We start from the raw sequence: 20,526 nt of genomic DNA, 5'->3' as shown, positions 1-20,526 counted from the left end.
AAAGGTTACCAGCGCGGAAACCATATTTGCGGCGGGGTCAGGAGGGCGCGACCGGCGGGGCGCCAAGCGGGGTTTCCAGCGGCTTGCCGCTCAGCACGGCCTTGCAGATCACCTTGATCGTCGCGACCTGGAATTCGTTGGGCGTTATCCAGTCCTTGTCGGCGGTCGGCTTGCGCGCCAGCTCGCCGCGCAGGTTGTTGTGGCTGTAGATGGTCATGCTGAGCACGGAGTAGCGCGTGCCCGCGCAATCCACCGACCAGTGCGCCAGGCCCGAACGCGCCAGCCCCGGGCCCATCTGCACCGGCTGGAACAGCTCGGTGCGGATGTCGGCCTCGATGGTGAAGGGCGCGGTGGCCTTGCCGCCCTCCGGCCGCACGAAACGCGCGCCTTCCAGGTCGTGGGTGATCAGGGTCCACATGTCGCGGTCGATATAGGCCGAGGCCCAGGCCTCGACGTCGCCGACCTCCAGGCTGGCCGGCGGCGGCGGATCGACGATGGCGGGCTTCGCGGGCGGCTTCGTCGCGCAGAGGCCAGGGCCTGTCAGGCTCGCCGCCATGGCCACGCCGAGCATCGCTGTCCGCATCCGCGTCATGGCGTCCATCCTGGCACAGGGCCGGCGCAAGGCGAAGGGCGTCAGGCCGCGTCCAGCGCGCGGCTGACGTCGCGCGAAAGGTCCCGGGCGCCTTCCAGGCCGACGCTCATCCGCACCCAGCCCTCGGTCAGGCCGATCTCCAGCCGTTCCGCCTCGGGCATGGAGCGGTGGGTGGTGGTGCAGGGGTGCGTGGCCATCGACTTGGCGTCGCCGAGGTTGTTGGAGATGTCGACGATCTGCAGCGCATCCAGGAACTTCCAGGCCGCCTCGCGGGAGCCCAGGTCGAAGGCCACCAGATTGCCGCCGCCGGTCATCTGGTTGGCGATGATCGCCGCCTGCGGATGATCGGGCCGGCCGCAGTAGACGGTCTGGCGGGTCTTGGCGTGCGCGGCGATCACGTCGGCCACCTTGGCGGCGTTCTCGGTCTGGCGGCGCACGCGCAGCTCCAGGGTCTCGAGGCCCTTCAGCAGGACCCAGGAATTGAACGGCGACAGCGCCGGGCCGGTGTGGCGCAGGATGTCCTTGTAGGCCTCGGTCATCAGCGCCTCGGCGCCCAGGATCGCCCCGCCCAGCACCCGGCCCTGGCCGTCGATATGCTTCGTGGCCGAATAGACGACGATGTCGGCGCCCAGCGCCAACGGCTTCTGAAAGATCGGGGTCGCGAAGACGTTGTCGACGATCACCTTGGCGCCCGCGGCATGGGCGATCTCGGCCACCGCGCCGATGGCGGTCACCTCCAGCAGCGGATTGGCCGGGCTTTCGATCAGGAAGGCCTTGGTGTTGGGCCTGACCGCGTTCTTCCAGGCCTCCAGGTCGGTGGCGTCGACGTAGGTCGCCTCGATCCCGAACCGCGGCAGCCATTCGGAGATGATCCAGCGGCACGAGCCGAACAGCGCCCGGCCCGCCACCAGGTGGTCGCCGGCGCGCAGGAGCCCCTGCAGCGCCACATGCACCGCGCTCATCCCCGAGGCGGTGGCGCGGCAGACCTCGGCGCCTTCCAGCAGCGCCAGGCGGTCCTCGAACATCTGCGTGGTGGGGTTGCCGAAGCGCTGGTAGATGAAGCCCGGATCGGCGCCGGAGAAGCGGTCGTCGGCGGCCTGGGCGCTGTCGTAGGCGAAGCTCTGCGTCAGGAACAGCGCCTCGGAGATCTCGCCATAGGGGCTGCGGGCCATGCCGCCGCGCACCAGCCGGGTCTCGACGTCCCAGTCTCGCGGATCTTCGGCCATGGCGGGGCTCCTTCGCTTTAGAGCGCCGCTTGAACGGCAGGCGGAGCGGGGCGTCAAGGCGCGGTTTCCTGCAAACGGGCGCAATTCCGCTCATCCCCGCGCGAGCGGCGCGCAGGTTTTTTGAACCACGGAAAACACGGAAAGAGCACGGAACGAGATTCGATCTTGGATGCGGCGGAGGATCTGATTGCGCGCGAAGCGCGCGATTCGGCCTGGCGCCAGCCGCTCGGACGACCCGCTTTCCGTGCTCTTTCCGTGTTTTCCGTGGTTCGATCTTGGGTCCCCGCTTGCGCGGGGATGAGCGGCGATCAGGAGGTGTTGGGCGCGTGGAGGGCGGGGCCGCCGTGGGCGGGGCCTGCCCCCTCCACCATCGGCTCTGCGGCCGATGGTCCCCCTCCCGCCGTCGCTGCCGCGACGGGGCAGGTAGAGGGCTCGGGCGGCTCGAACCCGAGGTCGCGGCAGAGGCCGGCGATCAGGTCGTCGATGGGGATGTCGAGGAAGTCGTGGCTTCCCTCCAGCTCGTCGAGCCGGGCGTTCAGGTCGTCGCGGAACAGCTCCGCGTCCTCGTCGTCATCGAACTCGTTCCAGACGTGGCAGGTGATCGCGGTGCGGATGCGCACGCGCTTGAGATAGCGCGGGACGAACTCCGAGCCGGCCTCCGCGCCCGCCCGCTCCGCCTCCGCCCGCTCCGCCGCCGCGAGCCGCTCGGCCTCCAGCCTGCGGTGCAGCAGGATCGACTGGCGCACGCCGCGCGCCAGCTTGGCCAGCGAGGCGGTCAGCTTGGCGAAATCGTCCGTCGTCTCGGCCTCCAGCAACCGCCGCTGCGCCTCGCGCGCCGCCGCATGCATCGGCGCTTTGCGCCGCCGCGTGGCGGTCGCCTTTGGCGAACCTTGACTTGCCCTGCCCCGAAGGCTCGCATCCTCCATGAGGTTTAAGGAGGGGCGGCATCTGGGAGATGCAGGCGTCGACGCCGGGCTTCGGCGCCGGCGAGGTGAAGGTGACCGGTTTCGTACGCTGTCACCGTAATTCGATCAGAGCGCGCGTGTTCTGCTATTCCAAGGGAAGCGCTTCGACCTTTGAAAAGACACCCCGGGCCGCGGCGCCGTCAGGGTTGAAGGGAGGTTTGAAGTTGGCCTTGGCATAGGGATAGGGGACGAAGACCTGCACGAACAACATGTTGCCGAATGGGAAGTCCCGCCGGCGCACGCCGACCTGCACGTCGAAAATGCCTTGGATATAGAACCCGGTCCCTTCGGGCGCCGGACAGGACCCGGAAGCCGCGCTCGCAAGGTAAGCCTTGGCGAAGTCCACGGTCGTGCCGCCGCCGAAGAAGGCTCCCGCGGGATTGGGATCGAGGTGCCCCTCCAGATGGCAGCCAAAGCCGTCCAGGATAACCGCCAGGTCGGATTTTACAGTCAGCCTGGTGAAACCTTGAGGGGCGTCCTTGTGACTGAAGATGTAGACGCCCGGCGTTTCGAGGACGCGGCGGTCCGGATTGACGTACGCCTTGGCAGGATCGGACACGCCCGCCCCGTCGGCCATCATCAGGAACGGGATCAGGGGCGCTGTCGCCACGGTCTTGGCGGTCTGGCAACCCGCGACCGACGCGGCCAGCAGCATCCCCGCGCCGAGCCTAGACCAAGGTGGAAGAGGGGCCCATGACGCCAAACCGACCACCTGCAAAACTGAACGCCGCCGAATGTGGAAGGCCGATCTTAGCGGACCGTCGGCTTTGCGCCACCGACGAAGGGCCGGCCTTGTCCGCCGTCTGCGCCTCTCCCAACCTCTCCCACGATGCTTCGCATCTGGGAGAGGAGCGGGTTGATGGAGTCATGAGGGGACAGGAAGGCTGAGATCCAAGGTTGAGATCAGCGCGGCTGGCGCCGGATCAGGTCGATGAACGCGCGCAGCCGGGCCGGAATGTTGCGGCGGCTCGGATAGTAGAGACAAAGACCCGGATATTCCGGCGACCAGTCCTCCAAGACCGGCAGCAACAGGCCGGCCTCGATCGACTTGGCGGCGGCGATGTCGGAGACAAAGGCCAGGCCCTCGCCGGCCAGGGCCGCCATCAGCATCAGATCGTTGTCGTCGAGGGTCAGTTGGCCCGGGACGTCGATCGCGACAGCCTCGCCCCGTTTCTCGAACTCCCAGCGGTAGATCGCGCCGCTCCCTAGGCGCCGGCGAATGCACCGATGCTCCGCCAGGTCGGCCGGCGTTCTTGGCCGCTTGCGGCCCGCGAAGTAGGCGGGCGAGCCCACCACGATCGAGCGTATCGGGCGGGTGATCGGCGCCACGATCATGTCCGGCGGAACGAACTCCTCCAGCCGAACGCCGGCGTCGAAGCCTTGCCCGACGATGTCGACCATCGCCCCTTCGCTGACCACGTCGACCGTCACGCGCGGATAGCGGCGCATGTATTCGGTGATCAGCGGCGACAGGATCATGCGCCCCGCGCCCGGCGGCACATTCAAACGCAGGGCGCCGACCGGCTCGGCGCGATGCTCGTCGATCCGTTCCATGGCGGTGCGGATCGCGGCCAAGGCCGGCGCGATCTCCCCCACGAACTGCTCGCCTTCAGCGGAGAGCGCGACGCTGCGTGTCGTCCGGTTGAACAGACGAACGCCCAAACGCGCCTCTAGCGCCGCCACCGCGTGGCTGAGCGCCGAGGACGACATGTCCAGTTCGCGCGCCGCAACCCGGAAGCCACCGTGACGCGCCACGGCCACCACGGCTTCGAGCTCCAGCTGGCTCGCTCGCATTGCGCGATTTTTCGCATCAACCTGTGCCATTCTGATCGCCTTATCAGATCAGTCGATTGAGGTCACATGTCCCTTCACCAACCCAGAGGAGACGCGCCATGCGCACCATCGACACGGTCTATATCGACGGCCAGTTCGTCACCCCGCACGGGGAGGAGCTGTTCGACCTGTTCAACCCCGCCACCGAGGAGAAGATCGGCCAGGTGCGCCTGGGCGACGCGGTGGACGCCCAGACCGCCGTCGCGGCCGCCAAGCGGGCTTTCCCGCTCTATTCCCAAACCACGAAGGCCGAGCGGATCGCGCTGCTCCGCCGGCTGCATGACGCCGTCGCCGCACGGGCCGATGCGCTGGCCGCGGCGATGATCGAAGAGTATGGCGCGCCGCAGACGTTCGTCGGCTTCTCCGCTTCCCACGCGGCCAATCTCTTCCTCGACATGGCCGAGACGCTGGAAGCGTTTGAGTTCAGACAGACTGTCGGCGGCGCGGAGGTCACCCTGCAGCCGGTGGGGGTCGTCGCCGCCATCAGCCCCTGGAACAGCAATATCGGCTCCGTCTGCAGCAAACTTGCGACCGCGCTGGCCGCCGGCTGCACCGTCGTCATCAAGCCCAGTGAGATGAGCGCCACCCAAACCCAGGTCCTCACCGAGGCCCTGCACGAGGCCGGCGTGCCGCCCGGCGTGTTCAACATCGTCAACGGCCGAGGCGACGTGGTGGGCGCCGAACTGGCGTCCCATCCGGACATCGCCAAGGTGACCTTCACCGGCTCGACCGCCGTGGGACGCTCCATCATGCGCGCCGCGGCCGAGACGATGAAGCGCGTCACCCTGGAGCTGGGCGGCAAGGGTCCGAACATCATCCTGCCCGACGCGGATATAGAGGCCGCGGTCTCGACCGTCGTGGCGGTCGGCTTCCTCAACAGCGGTCAGGCCTGCATTGCCGGAACCCGGGTCCTGGCGCCGAGATCGCGCCTGCCGGAGATCCTCGAGCACCTCAAGACGGCGGTCGCGGCGCTCAAGGTCGGTGATTCCACCGATCCTGCCGTCAAGATCGGGCCAATGGTCAGCCAGAAGCAGTGGGATCGGGTGCAAAGCTACATTCGTCTGGGCCTCGAAGACGGCGGCGAAATCCTGGTCGGCGGCGAAGGCCGGCCGGCTGGCCTCAAGCGGGGATGGTTCGTGCAGCCCACCGTCTTCGCCGGCGTCAACAACCACATGCGCATCGCCCGCGAGGAGATCTTCGGCCCGGTGCTGTGTGTGATCCCCTACGACGACGAGGAGGAGGCGATCGCCATCGCCAACGACAGCCCCTATGGCCTGCACGCCTATGTCGAGAGCGCTGACGTGGCGCACGCGCGTCGGGTGGCCGAGCGGCTGGACTGTGGCCGCGTGACGATCAATGGCGCGCCGCACGCGCCCCTGGCGCCGTTCGGCGGGTTCAAGCAGTCCGGTATCGGCCGCGAATACGGCCGCTACGGGCTAGAAGCCCACCTGGAGGTCAAGGCGATCCTGGGCTGACGTCCCGCGCGGCGCCCGAACCGTCCGCTCGGGCTCAGCGCGCCGGCGCCACCGCAGGCGCCGGTGAGCTGAAGGCTGCTGGTTTAGGGCGCCGCCACCGCGACCCCATGTCGGTTTCCGGCAACCTCGTTCGTCGTCTTGATGAGAGGCTGGTGTTCGCGGTCCGGGCTGCAGCCTGGCAAGATGGAAGAGGGAGGCCCCTGGTATGAGCGTGAGCGATCAGATCGACAGATACATCGCCGATCAGTCTCCGGCGAAGGGCGAGGAATTGCGGGACCTGCATCGGCGCATCCTGGCGATTTCGCCCGACGCCGAGCTGTGGTTCCTGGATGGCCGGAACGACGCCGGCAAGGTCGTTTCCAATCCGAACATTGGATATGGGTCGCAGACGCTCAGCTATGCCGCCGGGGATTCGAGAGCGTTCTACAAGATCGGCCTGAGCGCCAATACGTCCGGCATATCGGTCTATGTCGTGGGTCCTAAGGACAAGACATACCTGTCCGAGACCTATGGATCGCGGCTCGGGAAGGCCAAGATCACCGGATATTGCATCAGGTTCAGATCCGTAAATGACGTGGACCTCGGCGTGCTCGAAGAGGTCGTCGCGGACGCCATGGGGCCGCGGTCGGCGGGCGCATCGTCCTAAGATTGGTGACTCAATTGTTTGCCACTCCAACCGCTGTCATCCCGGCCGCAGCGCAGCGGAGAGCCGGGACCCAGGGGGTTGTGTAGTGCGGTCGCCCCTGGGTCCCGGCTCGGCCTTGCGGGCCGTCCGGGATGACGGGATTTTTCAAGATATTGATATATATCAACTATAATTGAGTTTTCAGCCTAAGGTGAGCTCTGCGGACGCCATCAGAACCACGCCGGCGCGGCGCTTTGGGAGGAGGATCGACGAACCATCGGATGAATGTCGAATGGTCCTAAGGCGGGCTCTCCGGAGGCGCGCTTGTGAGTCAGCGCTGCGTCAGGAGCCATTGCGGCCACGCCACAAATAGGACATTCGCGGTTCACCGGACGGTGGCCTCTATTCCCGCCGCAAGCCAGCGACCGCTTCCGACCCGTTGCGGACGTTCAGCAGGTCCGTCCAAGGTAGCTGAACGCGGACGGACGGGGTCCAGCCGAGCACAGCGCGGCGCAATGGGGGAAGCATTCGTGGATATAGCTAGATTATTTGCGTCCAGTTCATTTCTGTATGTTTATTCTGGGCTGCTGGTTTTACTGACTGCGATCGCGATTGTTCGAAATCAGATCTCGATAAACTCGGAAGCCAAGGTTTCGGGCGAGATCATCAAGCTGGTCGACGGCGCCCATGCCCCTGACGCATCCGGCAAGGTCGCGCAGCTGCTGTTGCTGAACGAGTCCACGGGCGCCCGCATCCTCACCCATGAGGCCTGCCGCAGGGACGACCTTGTGGAACACAGGGTCTGGCGAAACCCCAAGTCCGCGACCGCCAGGGCGACCGCCAGCTATCTGGGCGTGATGGCGGCCGTGCCCGCGGGGCGCCACAGTCTTGAGGGCCTGCGTCCCGCCAGGACGATGCTGGAGGACGAGTACCGGCGGCTCCACAAGGGCCTGAGCGGCTTTGGCGACTTCATCATCCGCGTGGCGCTGCTCGGCACATTCATGGGCCTGATCGCGGCGCTGACGATCGCGAGCGCCAACATCGGCGCAGCCCAAGGATCGGCCGAGGCGCAAAGCGCGCACATGCGCGACTTCATCCAGGTCCTGCTGGCGACGGCCGCCAACAAATTCTGGATCTCCGCGGTGGGCGTCGGTTGCGCCCTGATCGTGCAGATCTATCGCTCCACCTCGGAGAAGGCTCAGCACATCGTGCGCCTGGGCGACGCCTTCGACCATGCGCTCACCGATCCCGAGATCGCCGCCGCCTGGTGCCCACCGGACGCCAGCGTGGCCAGCCAGGAGGAGGGCGACCTGCGGTTCGTGAGGGAGGCCGTCTTCGCCCGGATTGCGAAGCTGGATCTGGAGCCCCTCAACGCGGCGCTCGCCGAGACGGCCGCGGCGATCAAGGCCAATGCGAGGGATTTGGTCATCTCATTCGGACCGGCGCCGCCGCGACGGAGCGGCGAGTGATGCCCGGGCGGTTGCGGCGACGCGTCGGGTCCACGGAGCTGGCGGGCGATGAAGGACCGTTCGTGTCATTCACCGACCTGTTCATCGGGATCCTGTTTCTGTTCCTGATCCTGGTGGCCGCGCTCATGCTGATGAACGAGGAGGCCATTCAAAGGGAAAAGGTCGAAACGCAGGTCATGTCCGAGCAGATCCGGCGGCTGCAGGCCAAGCTCGATGCGGCCCCCAAGCCCGTGCCCGACCTGCCGGCGTTCCGCTTAGGCATCGTCTTCAACATCTACCAGAGGCCCGCGGTCTTCGATGGTCAGGGCTGGACCTATTCCCGCACGGTTCGGGTTTTCCGGGCGCCGACGGGGGACTGCATCAACACCGTCTGGCTGCGCAGCAACCTCAGCACGGCCTGGATGCCGCCCCTCGAAGCCGAGAAGATTCCCACGCCCGAGCAGCATGATGCTCTTCAAAAATTCCAGCCCTGCGGAATCTCCGCCTCAGGCGATCATTGGGATACGACAACAGAGACGGGCAACCTGAAGCGAATAAACCCGGATCTGTATAGTGGAACCGTCACCCTGCATGAAAAGGAGGGCGATGTTAAACTTGAAATTCAGTATCGAATCCTGGGCGTTTACGATGACTATTTTCGCTGATCGTTGCGTTTCATGAAATCCGGTTTCGCCCCGTTGATCTGTGCTGCCGTGCTCGCCCTCGCCTGGCCCACCGCCGCGCCGGCGCAAAGAACGATCTCGCTAGGTGGCAGCGCTCCCGATGTCCCGATCCCGCTGGATGGCGGCGGACCCAAGGTCCCGGCAATCGATCCCGCCACCCTGCAAGGCCTCCCCTCGGCCCACGACTACCGTCCGCCGCAGGGGATCACCTTCAGCGCCGCCGACTTCATCAGCGAGAACGTGCATCTGACGGCCCAATGGTTCTGGGCCGCCGATAGCGACGGCAAGACGCTGCCCACGGTGATCATGGCGCCCGGCTGGGGCGCCACGGCCGCGACGCTGCGGGAGGGCGCCATCGACCTGGCCCGCGCCGGCTATCTGGTCATGCTGTTCGACTACCGGGGCTGGGGCGACAGCGACGGCCGGGTGATGCTCGCAGGCGCCCGGTCTGTCGCAGGGGGGGCCGTCGCAGCAGGGCCGGTGACAGGCGGTGCGTTCTCCGCCGAGGTGCGTGAGTTGCGCGGCTATGTCGATCCGTCGGAGCAGGCGCAGGACTGGCTGAACGCCGTCAGCTACGCGGTGACCATGCCGACGGTCGACGCCGACCGCATCGGCGTCCTGGGGTCCGATCTCGCCGGGGGCCACGTCATCTATGCGGCGGCTTTCGAGCCCCGGATCAAGGCGCTGGTCAGCCAGGTGAGCCGCATGGACACCCGCCCCTCCAAGCCCTACCAGCCGGACCCTGCCAAGGTGGTCGCCGAGGCCGACGCCGCCGCCTCGCGGCTCGCCACCGGCCAGGCGCAGTATCCGGCCGACCCGGCGCGCGCAGTCGGAAACAAGGTGGTGCGCTGGACCCCGATCGACCAGGCGGAGGATGTGATCACCCCGGCGCTGTTCGTCCTGGCTCAGAACGAGGAGCTGTTCTCCAACACCCACAACGGACAGCTGGCCTGCGAGGAGGTCAAAGGGCCGCGCAAGATGGTGATGCTTCCCAAGGCCACCCACTACGACATCTATGGTGGCGATCGGGCGCGGGCGATCAACGCCGCCATCGACTGGTTCGACCGCTACCTGAAGCCCCCCGGCGCGCCGACACGGGTCCCCCTCAATCCCAAGGAACCTGCGCGCGGGGACTGCAACCCGCCGCCGCCGCCGCCGTCGGGCGACTCGGACAAGAACGGCAGCGGAGAAGGCCACAAGGCGTCGCCGACATCGGGCCGCTTCAACTGACGGCGTGGACTCCCGGCGACGCGTGCGAGAGCGCCTTGAACTTGGAGAACGCAAGGCGCCAAACTGTCGGCAGAGCGCGAAGCGCCGAGCCAGGGAGGATGATGCGATGACCAGAGCCACGATGTCTGCGGCCGCCGCGCTGGCCGTTCTGCTTGCCAGCCCGGCCTTCGCCCAGTCCCAGGGCCAGGCGCCGCAGCCCCAGGCGGCTGCGCCCAAAGACCTGGCGCGCGACTTCGGTGGGGTCTGGACCAACGCCACCGTCACCCGGCTGGAGCGACCGGCGAACTTCTCGACGCTCGTCGTCTCCAAGGACCAGGCCGAGGCGGTGGCGAAGGCCACGAAAGCGCGCAACGCCGCAGCCAACGGCGCCTCGGACCTCAGCAAGGGGAACTTCAAGGACGAGAACGCGACCGCCGGTTACAATTCGTTCTGGATCGACTCCGGGGACGGGCTGATGCGCGTTCGCGGCGAGGCGCGCTCCTCCTTCATCACCAGCCCCGCCGACGGCAAGATGCCGTTCAAGAACCGCGCGAAGAGCCTCGCGCTGATGAACCGCGACGGGGTCGAGTATCAGTCCGGAAAGGGCGCCTACTCCGACCCGGAGGATCTCCCGCTCCGCGAACGCTGCCTGATCTCCCAGAGCGACGCCGGCGGCCCGGTGATGCTGAACGCGATCTACAACAACAACTACGCCTTCTTCGTCACCCCCGGCTATTTCGTCATCGACCTGGAGATGAACCACGACCTCCGGATCGCCCCGATCTTCGCCTCGGCGAAGGAGGCCCGCGCCCATCACAATCCGGCGGTGATCCGCCCCTGGCTGGGTGACGCCGTGGCCTGGTGGGATGGCGACACCATGGTCACCGAGACGAGAAACGTGCACCCCATTCAGGAAGGCCGCACGCTCACGCCCGTGTCGGCCCAGGGCACGGTGACGGAGCGGTTCACGCGGATCGCGAAGGACGAACTGCTCTACCAGTTCACGGTCGACGATCCGACGCACTACACCAAGGCCTGGTCGGGCGAGTATTCCTTCAAGCCCGCCAAAGGGCAGATCTACGAATACGCCTGCCATGAAGGGAACTACGCGATGGAGGGCATCCTTCGCGGCGCCCGGCTCGCGGAAGCAGCGGCGGCCAAGGGCGGAAATTGATCGGGCGGCGCCCCATGCCCAGTTCGTTCGCAGATCGCCGCGCCGTCGTGGCCGGTCTCTTCGCCTTCCTGGCCGCTCCTGCGACGGCGGCCCAGAACCATCCGCCGTTGTTTGACGTCGTCTGGAGCACGCGGCTGACGCTGGACCAGCGGACAGCGCTGGAGAGTTGGACGAAGGACCTTGAAGCCTTGGCTCAGGGGTGGTGGCCGGTGATCACCACCGCCCTGGCCTCGCCCGGATTCACGCCGGCGTCGAGGATCACCCTCGACATCAGCGCGATATCGCCAAAGACCATTCCGGCCATGACCAACGGGACGCGTATCACCGTCGACGCCGGCTACGTCCTCAGCCAGATCCGCAATCCCGATCGGTCGGGCATGGTGGCCCACGAGATGGTCCACGTGGCGCAGGCCTATCCGCCGGGCGCCCCGCCGTTCCTCACTGAGGGGATCGCCGACTACCTGCGCTACTACGTCCTGCTGCCCAACGACATCAACCGCGGCTTCGACCCGCGCGGTCGGGGTCCTTGGGCCGGCTATCAGTCCACTGCCGCCTTATTGGATTGGATCGAGCGCCAGCATCCCGGCGCCGTGCAGGCGACGAACGCGGACCTGCGCGACGGTGGCGACGGTTTCGGGCCGCTGAAGCGCTTCGGCGGCGGCGATATCACCCGGCTCTGGCGGGCCTATCTGGCCACCTCGCCGCCGGCCGCGACCCCGGAGGCCGAGCAGGCCGCGATCCGCGCGCTCTCGCCGCGCTAGCCCTTGCAACCTTCGCCGTCTCCGCTAAGTCTTGGCCGCCCATGAGCGAGCCTCAACGCCCGGGCATCCTGCCCTGCCAAGCCATCGAAGCCCTGATCGCCAACGGCGCGATCTCGGCCGCGACGCCGTTCGACGTCGACCAGGTCCAGCCGGCCAGCCTGGACCTGCGGCTGGGCGGCCGCGCCTGGCGGGTGCGGGCGTCCTTCCTGCCCGGCCGGCACACCGTGCGCGAGCGGATCGCCGAGGTGGCGATGCACGAGGTGGACCTCACCGTCGGCGCGGTGCTGGAGCGCGGCTGCGTCTACATCGCCGAACTGCAGGAGCGGCTGAAGCTGCCGGCCGGGGTTTCGGCGCGGGCCAATCCGAAGAGTTCGACGGGGCGCGTGGATGTGTTCGTCCGTCTGCTGACCGACTGCGGCAATCGGTTCGACGACGTGGACGCCCATTACGACGGGCCGCTCTATATGGAGATCGCGCCGCAGACCTTCTCGGTGCTGGTGCGCGCCGGCACACGGCTGAACCAGCTGCGGCTCAAGGCCGGCGACCCGCCGCGCCTGCGCACCGAAAGCGTCGGCGTCGACCTGACCGGCGCGATCGCGGGCTTCCGGGGGCGGCGGCACGCCGGCCTCGTCGACCTCGATAAGGAAGACGGCCACGACCCGCGCGATTTCTGGGAACCGCTGCGGCCGAAGGACGGCCAGCTGCTGCTCGATCCCGGCGAGTTCTACATCCTGGCGTCGAAGCAGGCGGTGGAGATCCCGGTGCTGGAAGCCGCCGAGATGACCCCGATCGACCCGTCGGTCGGCGAGTTCCGGGTGCACTACGCCGGCTTCTTCGACCCCGGCTTTGGCACCGACGAGGCCCACGGCAAGGGCTCGCGCGGGGTGTTGGAGGTGCGCAGCCACGAGACGCCCTTCATCCTGGAGGACGGCCAGACCGTGGCGCGGCTGGTCTACGAGCCCCTGACGGAAAAGCCCGAGCGGCTCTACGGCGACCTCGGGTCGCATTACCAGCGACAGGGTCTCAAGCTATCAAAGCACTTCCGGATCTGGGGCGAGTAGCGCGGGGCCCCGTCGAAGGGCCTGTCGATGTCCCTGTTGCGCGTCCTGGCCCTGGCGGCCGGAGTGATCGGCGGCATGCTGGGCATGAGCGCCCACGCCGCGCCGGCCATGTGGCGGGTCACCGGCGCCGGCTCCGAAATCTATCTCTTCGGAACCCTGCACGCCCTGCAGCCCAACGTCGCCTGGCGCACGCCGGCCTATGACGCCGCCTATGCCAAGGCCGGGTCCGTCTGGTTCGAGGTCGACCTCGGCGCGGCCGATCCCGCCACCATCGGCCTGATCGTCAGCCGCTACGGCGTCGACCCCGAGCGCGGCCTCTCCGAAAAGCTGGGCGCCGCCGACCTTCGCGCCCTGAAGGGCGAGACGCCCGACATGGACCGCATCGAGCACCTGCGCCCCTGGGCTGCGGCCCTGATGCTGTCGATGCAGCCGGTGCTGGCCAAGGGCGCGACGGTGGAAACCGGCGCCGACCTCACCGTCACGCGCCAGGCGCGCGATGGCGGCAAGACGATCCGCACCTTCGAGACCCTGGAGGACCAGGCCCGGGTGTTCGCCAGCCTGCCGGAGCCGGCGGAGCTCCAATACCTCGCCGACGTGATCCACGAGCGCCGCGCGCCGCCGAAGCGGCTCGCGCTTGGCCCCAGCGCGCCCTCGCTGGAACGCGACTGGCTGGCCGGCGACCTGGCGCGCCTCGGCCCCGGCTTGGCAGGCGAGCTGGCGCACGACAATCCGGCGCTCTACGACGTGCTGCTCAAGCGCCGCAACCTCGCCTGGGCCGACAAGCTGACGACCGAAATGGCCCGCAGCCCCGGCGTCGAACTGGTCAATGTCGGCGCCCTGCACATGGTCGGCCCCGACGGCCTCCCGGCCCTGCTCGCCGCCCGCGGCTTCAAGGTCGATCGGGTTCAATAATTCCTTTCCAGCGCAGCGGGAGAGGGGGACCGCTCGCCGGAGAGCGAGCGGTGGAGAGGGCGAGCGGCAAGCCCCGCGTTCCCGGCTTGCCCTTTCCACCATCGGCTCTTTCCCCGGCTTTCGCCGGGGTCGGCCGACGGTCCCCCTTTCCCATGAATGGGAAAGGAAGGCTTACGTTTTGTCACGTGTACTTGACATGACAATCATGTCATGTTTCCTTGTCATCAAGACAAGGAGGCTTGCATGAGTCAGTCGTTTTCCCCACCGGCGCCGCGGCGAGGTCCTGCGGCTTGGTCTCCGGCCATGAAGCGCCACCAAAGGCGCGTCTGGCCGATGCTGATGCTCTACGCCGTCGTGCTGACGGGCGTGATCCTGCTCTTCCGGCACAGCCCGCCCACTGGCATCTGGCGCTACCTGGCCGCGGTCGTCCCGGCCGTCCCGCTGCTCGGGGTCCTCTGGGTCAATGTGCGCTATCTGATCGAGGAGACCGACGAGTTCCACCGGCGGATGATGATGACCGCCATGCTCTGCGCCTTGGCGATCGTGCTGGCGGTCACCACGGTCTACGGGTTCCTGCAGGCGCTAGCGGGCGCGCCGATGGTTCCGCTCTACCATGTGGCCACCCTCTATGTGATCGCCCAGGGGATTTCGACGCCGCTGGTCTATTGGAGATTCCGGTGAAGAACCGCCTGAAGGTCCTGCGCGCCGAGCGTGACTGGAGCCAGGCCGACCTGGCCGAGCGCCTCGACGTCTCGCGCCAGAGCGTCAACGCCATCGAGACCGGCAAGTACGATCCCAGCCTGCCGCTGGCCTTCAAGATCGCGGCGCTGTTCGCGATGCCTATCGAGGCGATCTTCGAGGCCTAGAAAACATCCCGACTATCCCGGCGAAAGCCGGGAACCATGGGGCGTACGAAATGAATTCGCGGCCTTCGCCACGATCCCCAGCTCAGCTTGGGTCCCGGCTTCCGCCGGGACATTCGGGGAGGGCTTCAATCCTTCTTGTAGATCGAGGCCTTCGGAACCTCGACCACCCGCCGCAGCATCGGCTCGAAGGCGTCCAGCGGCATGGAGTCATAGGCCGGATCGAAGCTGTTCTGGTCGTAGAGGTGGCAGAACTGGGCGCAGTATTCGAAGTGCGGGTGGCCCCGGAACTGCTCGCGCATGTCGCGGTCGAGACCCAGGTAGTGGAAGAAGTAGTAGCCCTGGAACACCCCGTGCTTGTCCATCATCCAGTGGTTGGCCTCGGAGACGTAGGGCTTGAGGATCGTGGCCCCCAGCTCCGCGTGATTGGCCGGCATCAGGATGTCGCCGATGTCGTGCATCAGGGCGCAGACCACATATTCCTCGTCCCGCCCGTCGCGGTGCGCCCGGGTCGCGGTCTGCAGCGAGTGCTCCAGCCGGTCGACCGCGAAGCCGCCGTGGTCGTTGTCCAAGAGCTTCAGGTGCGCCAGCAGCCGGTCGGCCAGCTCGCCGCGATGCGGGGCGGCGGCGCGGCCGATGGCGGCCCAGTCCTCCTGGGTCCCCTCGGTCATGGCGTGGAATTTCGCGCGGTCCAGGACCACCTCACCGTCAGCCATCTCGGCCTCCTTCGATCGTTGCGCTTAAGGGTGCGGCGCGAGCAGGAGCCCGTCAACGTTCCTTCTCCCTGGGGGAGAAGGTGGCGGCGAAGCCGACGGATGAGGGGTCATGCCCGGCTATCGGCGCGAAACGAAATCGACGAGTCCGAGAATCCCCTCATCCGACCTCCTGCGGAGGCCACCTTCTCCCGAGGGAGAAGGATGCTCAAATCACGCCAACTCCGTCTCCGGCTCGGCCACGAAGCCTTTCCAGGTCTGCATGTATTTCACGAACGCCGGGCCCAGGCGCTCGGCGCGCAGGTGATCGGCGCTGACCGGGATCGCGATCGGCTTGAAGTCGGGATCGGCGGCCAGCTTCTTCGGCCAGTCGTGATGCAGGATCGCTGCGCGGCCCAGCAGCACATAGTCCATGCCGCGCTCCAGGCAGGCCCGCGCGTCGGCGGGCGTCATCACCTTGCCCGCGCAGCCCATGCGCACCTGGCCGCGCGGCAGTTCGGCGAAATAGCTCATCAGGCTGCGGCCCTGGAATTCCTCTTCCATCGGCGCCTTGGCGTAGTCCCAGAGCGACAGGTCCAGGTAGTCGATCTTGCCGTCGGCCAGCACGCCGCGGGCGACCTCGACGATCTCGCCCAGCTTCAGGCCGAACCGCTCGGGCGAGATCCGCAGGCCCAGGCTGAAGTCCGGGCCGGTGCTGGCGCGGACGCCATCGATGATCTCGTGGACGATGCGGGCGCGGTTCTCGACGCTGCCGCCATAGCGGTCGGTGCGCTGGTTGACCTCGGGGCTCAGGAACTGCGCCAGCACATAGCCGTGGGCCCCGTGGAGCTCGGCGCCCTGGAAGCCCGCCTGCTCCGCGCGCACCGCGGCGGCGATGAAGTCGTCGCGCAGCTGTTCGACTTCGGCCAGGCTCAACGCCCGGGCCCCGAACTCGGCGTTGTCCGACGGGCAGCGCGGCGCCTCGCCGATCAGGTCTTTGGGGCTGCGCATGCCGGCATGGTGCAGCTGGACCACCGCCACGCTGCCCAGTTCCCTGATCCGCGCCGCCAGCCGCGTCAGGCCGGCCACGTGCTCGTCGCCGAACACGCCCAGCTGTCCCGGAAAGCCCTGGCCGACCCGCTGCACATGCGCCGCGCAGGTCATGGTCAGCGCAAATCCGCCCTCGGCCCGGAACGTCAGCCATTTGAACTCGTCGTCCGACAGCGTGCCGTCCGGATGACTCTGCAGGTTGGTCAGCGGCGCCAGCACCAGGCGGTTCTTCAGCGCCGGCCCGTGGGCCAGCGTCATGGGCTCGAACAGGTCAGGCAAGGCGCGTGTCCTTCAAACGGCTGTTTGAGCGACCCTAGCCGACCCTTCGAGCCCCCCGCAATCCAGCAGGCCTGAAAGCGCCGCCAGCCCGCCTCAAGCCCCGCCGCCGTCTTGAGGCCCGCGGCCAGACCGGCTAAGGAACCGCCTCTTCAGGATCGCGGCCGTAGTTCAGAGGTAGAACGTCAGCTTCCCAAGCTGAATGTCGGGGGTTCGATTCCCCCCGGCCGCTCCAATTCCCGACAACACCGCCTTACCCCGCGCCGGCCACCGCCGCCTCGCAGTCGCGCATGTGTTCGGGCGGCTTGGCCAGCGACGGCTCGGCGGTCATGGCCGCGGCGGTCAGGGTGGTCCGGATCTCGGAGCCGCGTTCGAGCGTGCGGTGTACGGGGCAGCGCTCGGCGATGGTCATGAGCTGGGCGCGTTGGGCGTCATCCAGGGGCCCCTCAAGGCTGATCGTGCGCTCGAACAGGTCGCGGGCGTCCACCGAGGCGCGATGGTGCAGCACGCTGATCTGCACGCGCGTGAGCGGCCAGCCCTTGCGCTCCGCATAGAGCCGCAGGGTCATCGAGGTGCAGGCGCCCAGCGCCGCGCTCAGCAGATCATAGGGGTTCGGGCCGGAGCCCAGGCCGCCGACCGACACCGGCTCGTCGATCAGGATGGCGCCCGAGGCCGTGCGGGCCTCCACCTGCAGGCGGCCGACCCCGGTCTCGGCGACGACGACTTCCTCACCGACGGCGGCAAGCGGATCTGCGGACATGGGCGGCTCCAATCAGGTTCTTGGACAGGCGGCCCCGTAGAACTGCTTAGGGAACCGCCACGAATGGTTGAGTTCAAATATGGGGTCTAGCTTCTGGTTAACACCAGGGAGGCCGCAGATGTCCGCCGTTCTAGCTCCGCTCCAACCGATGCCCGCGCTCGTCTCGCGGCCGGGCGCGATCGCCAGCTACCTCATGCTCTCCGAGACCGGCCACGCCGACTGGACCCCCGATCCGCAGCGGGCCACCACCTTCGCGTCCATGCGCGAGGCGGCCCGCATGGCGCTTCGCCTGCCGGCTTCGGTGCGCGCCTACGGCCTGCCGCGCCAGGCGGAAGTCGCGCTGAACTAGACCCCGAACTGGTCCCGCCAGGCGCTGAGCTTCTCCAGGCTCACCACCACCCCGCCGCAGGCGATCACCGCCACCCGGGCGAAGGGCGTCAGCGCCGGGTGGTCGTCATAGGCCAGGCTGAGCGCCGCCCCGCAGGCGGGCTCGACCAGCGCCAGATGATCGTCGGCGAAACGGGCGCAGGCGCGCACCGCGTCGGCGTCGGAGACCACCACCGGAACCATCGGCCGGGCCTGCGACCAGGCGAAGGCCGCGTCCGCCACGCGCCGGGCGCCCAGGCTGGAGGCGATCGTCTCGATCCGTTCCAGCGTCACCTGCGCCCCGGCCGCCATCGACCGCGCCAGGGTTGCTGCGCCGGTCGTCTCCACCGCCACGATCACGGCGCCGTCCAGTCCATGGCGGCCCAGGCCCTCTGCGACCCCGCACATCAGCCCGCCGCCGCCGACCGCCACCACGACCGCGTCGGGGACCGGGCCCTGCGCGACGATCTCGTCGATCAGGCTGGAATGTCCGGCCCACAGCTGCGGATGGTCGAAGGGCGAGACGTAGGCGGCCTCGCCCCGCGCGGCGATGGCGCGGGCCAGCGCGTCGGCCTGGTCCCAGACGTCGCCTTCGACGATCACCTGGGCGCCGAGGGCGGCGATCTTGTCGCGCATGAAGACCGGCGTGGTGGAGGGCACCACCACGGTCACCGGCGCGCCCAGCGCCTGGCCCGCGTAGGCCGCCGCATAGCCGGCGTTGCCGCCGGAGGAGGAGACCAGGCTCTTCGCGCCCTGCGCCATCAGCGCCTGGCAGAGCCGCCCGACGCCGCGGATCTTGAAGGACCCCGTCGGCTGATAGGCGTCCATCTTCACCCAGGTCTCGCGCCCGCTGGCCGGCAGCCCGCGGTGGGGCATGTAAGGGGTTTCGATGTGCAGCGGGCCCAAGGGCGTCTCCGACGGCGGCGGTCAGGCCTTTTCGCCAGTTCCGCGGTCCAAGGCCAGAGGCGGTTTGCGGGGCGCGGCTGGGCGGTGTCAGATGACGGGCCATGTGGCGCCGCCTCCTCATCTCATCCTGGCTCGGCCTGGCCGCCGCCGCGCCGGCCTGCGCCCAGCCGGCGGCGGTCCGCAGCGAGACGCCGATCGTGGAGACCGTGCTGACCAACGGCGCGCGGCGCTACGCCGTGGAGGTGCAGGTGGGCGCCACCCGCCTGATGGCCGCGCTCGACACCGGCTCGACCGGTCTGCGCATCCTGCCCGGCGCGCTGAAGCCGGGCGACGCCGCCGCGAGCCAGGAGGCCGAGACCTACGGCTATGCCTCCGGCTCGCGCTACGAGGGCGTGGTCAGCGACGCGAAGCTGACCATCGCCGGCGCTGAGGGGACCGCGCCGGTGCACCTGATCGCGACCATCGGCTGCTACAGCTACCTGCCGCATTGCCCGGCCTCGCGCACCACGCTCGACAAGTACGGGATCGCGAGCGACGGCCTGCCGGGCGAGGGCTTCAAGGCGATCCTCGGCATCGACATGGCGCCGGGCCGGGTGGGCAATCCGCTACGCTTCCTGGGCGCGCGCCGCTGGATCGTCGAGCTGCCGCGGCCGGGCGAGGGCGAAGGCCGGCTGATCCTCAACCCCACCGAGGCCGAGGTCGCCGGCTACGCCCAGACCCCGCTGGCCGCGCCCTATGCACATGAGCGGGGCGGCGGCCTGCACGACGCGGCGCCCGGCTGCCTCAGCAACCGCGCCGCGCGCCAGAGCGCCTGCGGGCTGGTGCTGATGGACACCGGCGCGCCGGGCCTGGCGGTGGCCAACGGGCGTCTGGAGGGCGGGCCCTGGTCGGATGGCTCGACGGCCACTCTGGAGCTCTTCGACACGACCGGCGGGATCGCCGCGCGGATCGAGATGGGGGTTGGCGACCGCGATCTCGGCACCCGCCTCAGCTACCGCCAGGAGCGCCGGGTGTCCGGCACGGTCATCTACGCCGGCACCGCGCCCTACTTCGCCTGGTCGGTGCTCTACGACCCACGCCGTCAGACCATCGGCCTGAAGCCGCGCCCGCCGGCGTCGGCTACCGGCGCGCCCCGCGCCGTGGCCCTGGACCGCTAGCCCGGCGGAGGGGTGATTCTCCGAAAGCCGGCTTGGCGCGTTAGGGTGCGGTTAACATACTCAATACGAAGAACATGATTCTCCCCAATCACGCATTCGCAGGAGAAAATTCCATCTCCGAGTCGTTTCAGACCACAAACAGACAAAGCTTTTCTCCGGCCAGGTCCCATCATGTCCCTACGCTTCAGACCAAGGGTCCTGCTCCATGTTTCGCGCCTTCACCGAACATCCCGAGAGCGTCGGCGAGACCTATTTCGAGCACATGCATTCGGCGTCCTGGTTCGCCATGACCATGTTCGTGGGCGCCTTCGCCTGCCTCATCCATGCCATCCTGCCGTTCGCCTGCCAGAAGAGCGGCAGCCAGCGGATCAAGCTGCTGCACCAGCGCATGGTCACCAACCGCCACCGCGCCCCCGAGACCCAAGGCTTCCTGGGCTACGCCGAAGGGATCTGAGGCTTTTCCCTCCCCGTCGGGGAGGGAGGCGAGCGCCA

General features: G+C 68.1%; 24 protein-coding genes and 1 tRNA gene. 16 read left to right on the top strand and 9 right to left on the bottom strand.

Features of this window, described 5'->3' with window-relative positions:
- Window positions 1-37: 37 nt before the first annotated feature.
- From VHS75_RS08890 to VHS75_RS08870, 5 genes are all read right to left on the bottom strand, one after another.
- Entirely contained in the window at window positions 38-592 is a 555-nt protein-coding gene (locus VHS75_RS08890; protein WP_329638253.1) for a surface-adhesin E family protein, read from the bottom strand.
- A 41-nt stretch (window positions 593-633) separates the two neighbouring features.
- Entirely contained in the window at window positions 634-1,818 is a 1,185-nt protein-coding gene (gene metZ, locus VHS75_RS08885) for an O-succinylhomoserine sulfhydrylase (protein ID WP_329638252.1), read from the bottom strand.
- A 308-nt stretch (window positions 1,819-2,126) separates the two neighbouring features.
- Entirely contained in the window at window positions 2,127-2,666 is a 540-nt protein-coding gene (locus tag VHS75_RS08880; RefSeq protein ID WP_329638251.1) for a hypothetical protein, read from the bottom strand.
- A gap of 202 nt (window positions 2,667-2,868) precedes the next feature.
- A complete protein-coding gene (locus VHS75_RS08875) occupies window positions 2,869-3,363 on the bottom strand; it encodes a hypothetical protein (protein WP_329638250.1) in 495 nt (164 codons plus the stop codon).
- A 323-nt stretch (window positions 3,364-3,686) separates the two neighbouring features.
- Entirely contained in the window at window positions 3,687-4,577 is an 891-nt protein-coding gene (locus VHS75_RS08870) for a LysR family transcriptional regulator (RefSeq protein ID WP_329638249.1), read from the bottom strand.
- Window positions 4,578-4,675: 98 nt separating this feature from the next.
- On the opposite strand from VHS75_RS08870, the gene VHS75_RS08865 reads away from it, so the two are divergent.
- From VHS75_RS08865 to VHS75_RS08810, 12 genes are all read left to right on the top strand, one after another.
- Window positions 4,676-6,091: an aldehyde dehydrogenase family protein gene (locus tag VHS75_RS08865; RefSeq protein WP_329638248.1), complete on the top strand. Its 1,416-nt coding sequence runs from the start codon at window positions 4,676-4,678 to the stop codon at window positions 6,089-6,091.
- Between the two features lie 211 nt (window positions 6,092-6,302).
- A complete protein-coding gene (locus VHS75_RS08860) occupies window positions 6,303-6,737 on the top strand; it encodes a DUF1801 domain-containing protein (protein ID WP_329638247.1) in 435 nt (144 codons plus the stop codon).
- 1 nt (window position 6,738) lies between these two features.
- On the top strand, window positions 6,739-6,909 hold the full coding sequence (locus VHS75_RS08855; RefSeq protein WP_329638274.1) for a hypothetical protein: 171 nt from the start codon (window positions 6,739-6,741) through the stop codon (window positions 6,907-6,909).
- Between the two features lie 202 nt (window positions 6,910-7,111).
- Complete coding sequence (locus VHS75_RS08850; RefSeq protein WP_329638246.1) at window positions 7,112-8,185, top strand: hypothetical protein; 1,074 nt, start codon at window positions 7,112-7,114, stop codon at window positions 8,183-8,185.
- Between the two features lie 62 nt (window positions 8,186-8,247).
- Entirely contained in the window at window positions 8,248-8,829 is a 582-nt protein-coding gene (locus VHS75_RS08845) for a hypothetical protein (RefSeq protein ID WP_329638245.1), read from the top strand.
- Between the two features lie 12 nt (window positions 8,830-8,841).
- Window positions 8,842-10,077, top strand: a complete 1,236-nt coding sequence (locus VHS75_RS08840) for an alpha/beta hydrolase (RefSeq protein ID WP_329638244.1) — start codon at window positions 8,842-8,844, stop codon at window positions 10,075-10,077.
- Window positions 10,078-10,183: 106 nt separating this feature from the next.
- Window positions 10,184-11,230 carry a hypothetical protein gene (locus tag VHS75_RS08835; protein WP_329638243.1) on the top strand — a complete coding sequence of 349 codons (1,047 nt, stop codon included), beginning with the start codon at window positions 10,184-10,186 and terminating at the stop codon, window positions 11,228-11,230.
- A gap of 14 nt (window positions 11,231-11,244) precedes the next feature.
- Complete coding sequence (locus tag VHS75_RS08830) at window positions 11,245-11,991, top strand: basic secretory protein-like protein (protein ID WP_329638242.1); 747 nt, start codon at window positions 11,245-11,247, stop codon at window positions 11,989-11,991.
- Between the two features lie 41 nt (window positions 11,992-12,032).
- The gene (locus tag VHS75_RS08825) at window positions 12,033-13,052 is read left to right on the top strand and encodes a 2'-deoxycytidine 5'-triphosphate deaminase (RefSeq protein ID WP_329638241.1); all 1,020 of its coding nucleotides are present in this window, start codon (window positions 12,033-12,035) and stop codon (window positions 13,050-13,052) included.
- 27 nt (window positions 13,053-13,079) lie between these two features.
- Entirely contained in the window at window positions 13,080-13,964 is an 885-nt protein-coding gene (locus VHS75_RS08820) for a TraB/GumN family protein (protein ID WP_329638240.1), read from the top strand.
- 303 nt (window positions 13,965-14,267) lie between these two features.
- On the top strand, window positions 14,268-14,645 hold the full coding sequence (locus tag VHS75_RS08815) for a hypothetical protein (protein ID WP_329638239.1): 378 nt from the start codon (window positions 14,268-14,270) through the stop codon (window positions 14,643-14,645).
- Complete coding sequence (locus tag VHS75_RS08810) at window positions 14,642-14,830, top strand: helix-turn-helix transcriptional regulator (protein WP_329638238.1); 189 nt, start codon at window positions 14,642-14,644, stop codon at window positions 14,828-14,830. Before VHS75_RS08815 ends, VHS75_RS08810 begins: the two co-directional genes overlap by 4 nt.
- Before the next feature lie 125 nt (window positions 14,831-14,955).
- On the opposite strand, the gene VHS75_RS08805 is transcribed toward VHS75_RS08810, so the two are convergent.
- Both VHS75_RS08805 and VHS75_RS08800 read right to left on the bottom strand, forming a co-directional pair.
- Window positions 14,956-15,543: an HD domain-containing protein gene (locus VHS75_RS08805; RefSeq protein ID WP_329638237.1), complete on the bottom strand. Its 588-nt coding sequence runs from the start codon at window positions 15,541-15,543 to the stop codon at window positions 14,956-14,958.
- Between the two features lie 210 nt (window positions 15,544-15,753).
- Complete coding sequence (locus tag VHS75_RS08800) at window positions 15,754-16,848, bottom strand: NADH:flavin oxidoreductase (RefSeq protein WP_329638236.1); 1,095 nt, start codon at window positions 16,846-16,848, stop codon at window positions 15,754-15,756.
- 157 nt (window positions 16,849-17,005) lie between these two features.
- Between VHS75_RS08800 and VHS75_RS08795 the strand changes: the two genes are divergently transcribed.
- A tRNA-Gly gene (locus VHS75_RS08795) sits at window positions 17,006-17,080 on the top strand.
- A gap of 18 nt (window positions 17,081-17,098) precedes the next feature.
- On the opposite strand, the gene VHS75_RS08790 is transcribed toward VHS75_RS08795, so the two are convergent.
- The gene (locus VHS75_RS08790) at window positions 17,099-17,605 is read right to left on the bottom strand and encodes an OsmC family protein (protein ID WP_329638235.1); all 507 of its coding nucleotides are present in this window, start codon (window positions 17,603-17,605) and stop codon (window positions 17,099-17,101) included.
- Between the two features lie 118 nt (window positions 17,606-17,723).
- On the opposite strand from VHS75_RS08790, the gene VHS75_RS08785 reads away from it, so the two are divergent.
- Window positions 17,724-17,954, top strand: a complete 231-nt coding sequence (locus tag VHS75_RS08785) for a hypothetical protein (RefSeq protein ID WP_329638234.1) — start codon at window positions 17,724-17,726, stop codon at window positions 17,952-17,954.
- Here VHS75_RS08785 and VHS75_RS08780 read toward each other — a convergent pair.
- Window positions 17,951-18,877, bottom strand: a complete 927-nt coding sequence (locus VHS75_RS08780) for a pyridoxal-phosphate dependent enzyme (protein WP_329638233.1) — start codon at window positions 18,875-18,877, stop codon at window positions 17,951-17,953. The genes VHS75_RS08785 and VHS75_RS08780 overlap by 4 nt on opposite strands.
- Window positions 18,878-18,978: 101 nt before the next feature.
- On the opposite strand from VHS75_RS08780, the gene VHS75_RS08775 reads away from it, so the two are divergent.
- The gene (locus VHS75_RS08775; RefSeq protein WP_329638232.1) at window positions 18,979-20,034 is read left to right on the top strand and encodes a hypothetical protein; all 1,056 of its coding nucleotides are present in this window, start codon (window positions 18,979-18,981) and stop codon (window positions 20,032-20,034) included.
- Window positions 20,035-20,239: 205 nt separating this feature from the next.
- Complete coding sequence (locus VHS75_RS08770; RefSeq protein WP_329638231.1) at window positions 20,240-20,488, top strand: DUF6356 family protein; 249 nt, start codon at window positions 20,240-20,242, stop codon at window positions 20,486-20,488.
- The last annotated feature ends 38 nt before the right edge of the window (window positions 20,489-20,526 follow it).

The sequence above is a fragment of the Phenylobacterium sp. genome (assembly GCF_036264965.1).
Lineage (GTDB): Bacteria > Pseudomonadota > Alphaproteobacteria > Caulobacterales > Caulobacteraceae > Phenylobacterium.
This window is presented reverse-complemented; position numbering and strand designations above follow the sequence as displayed.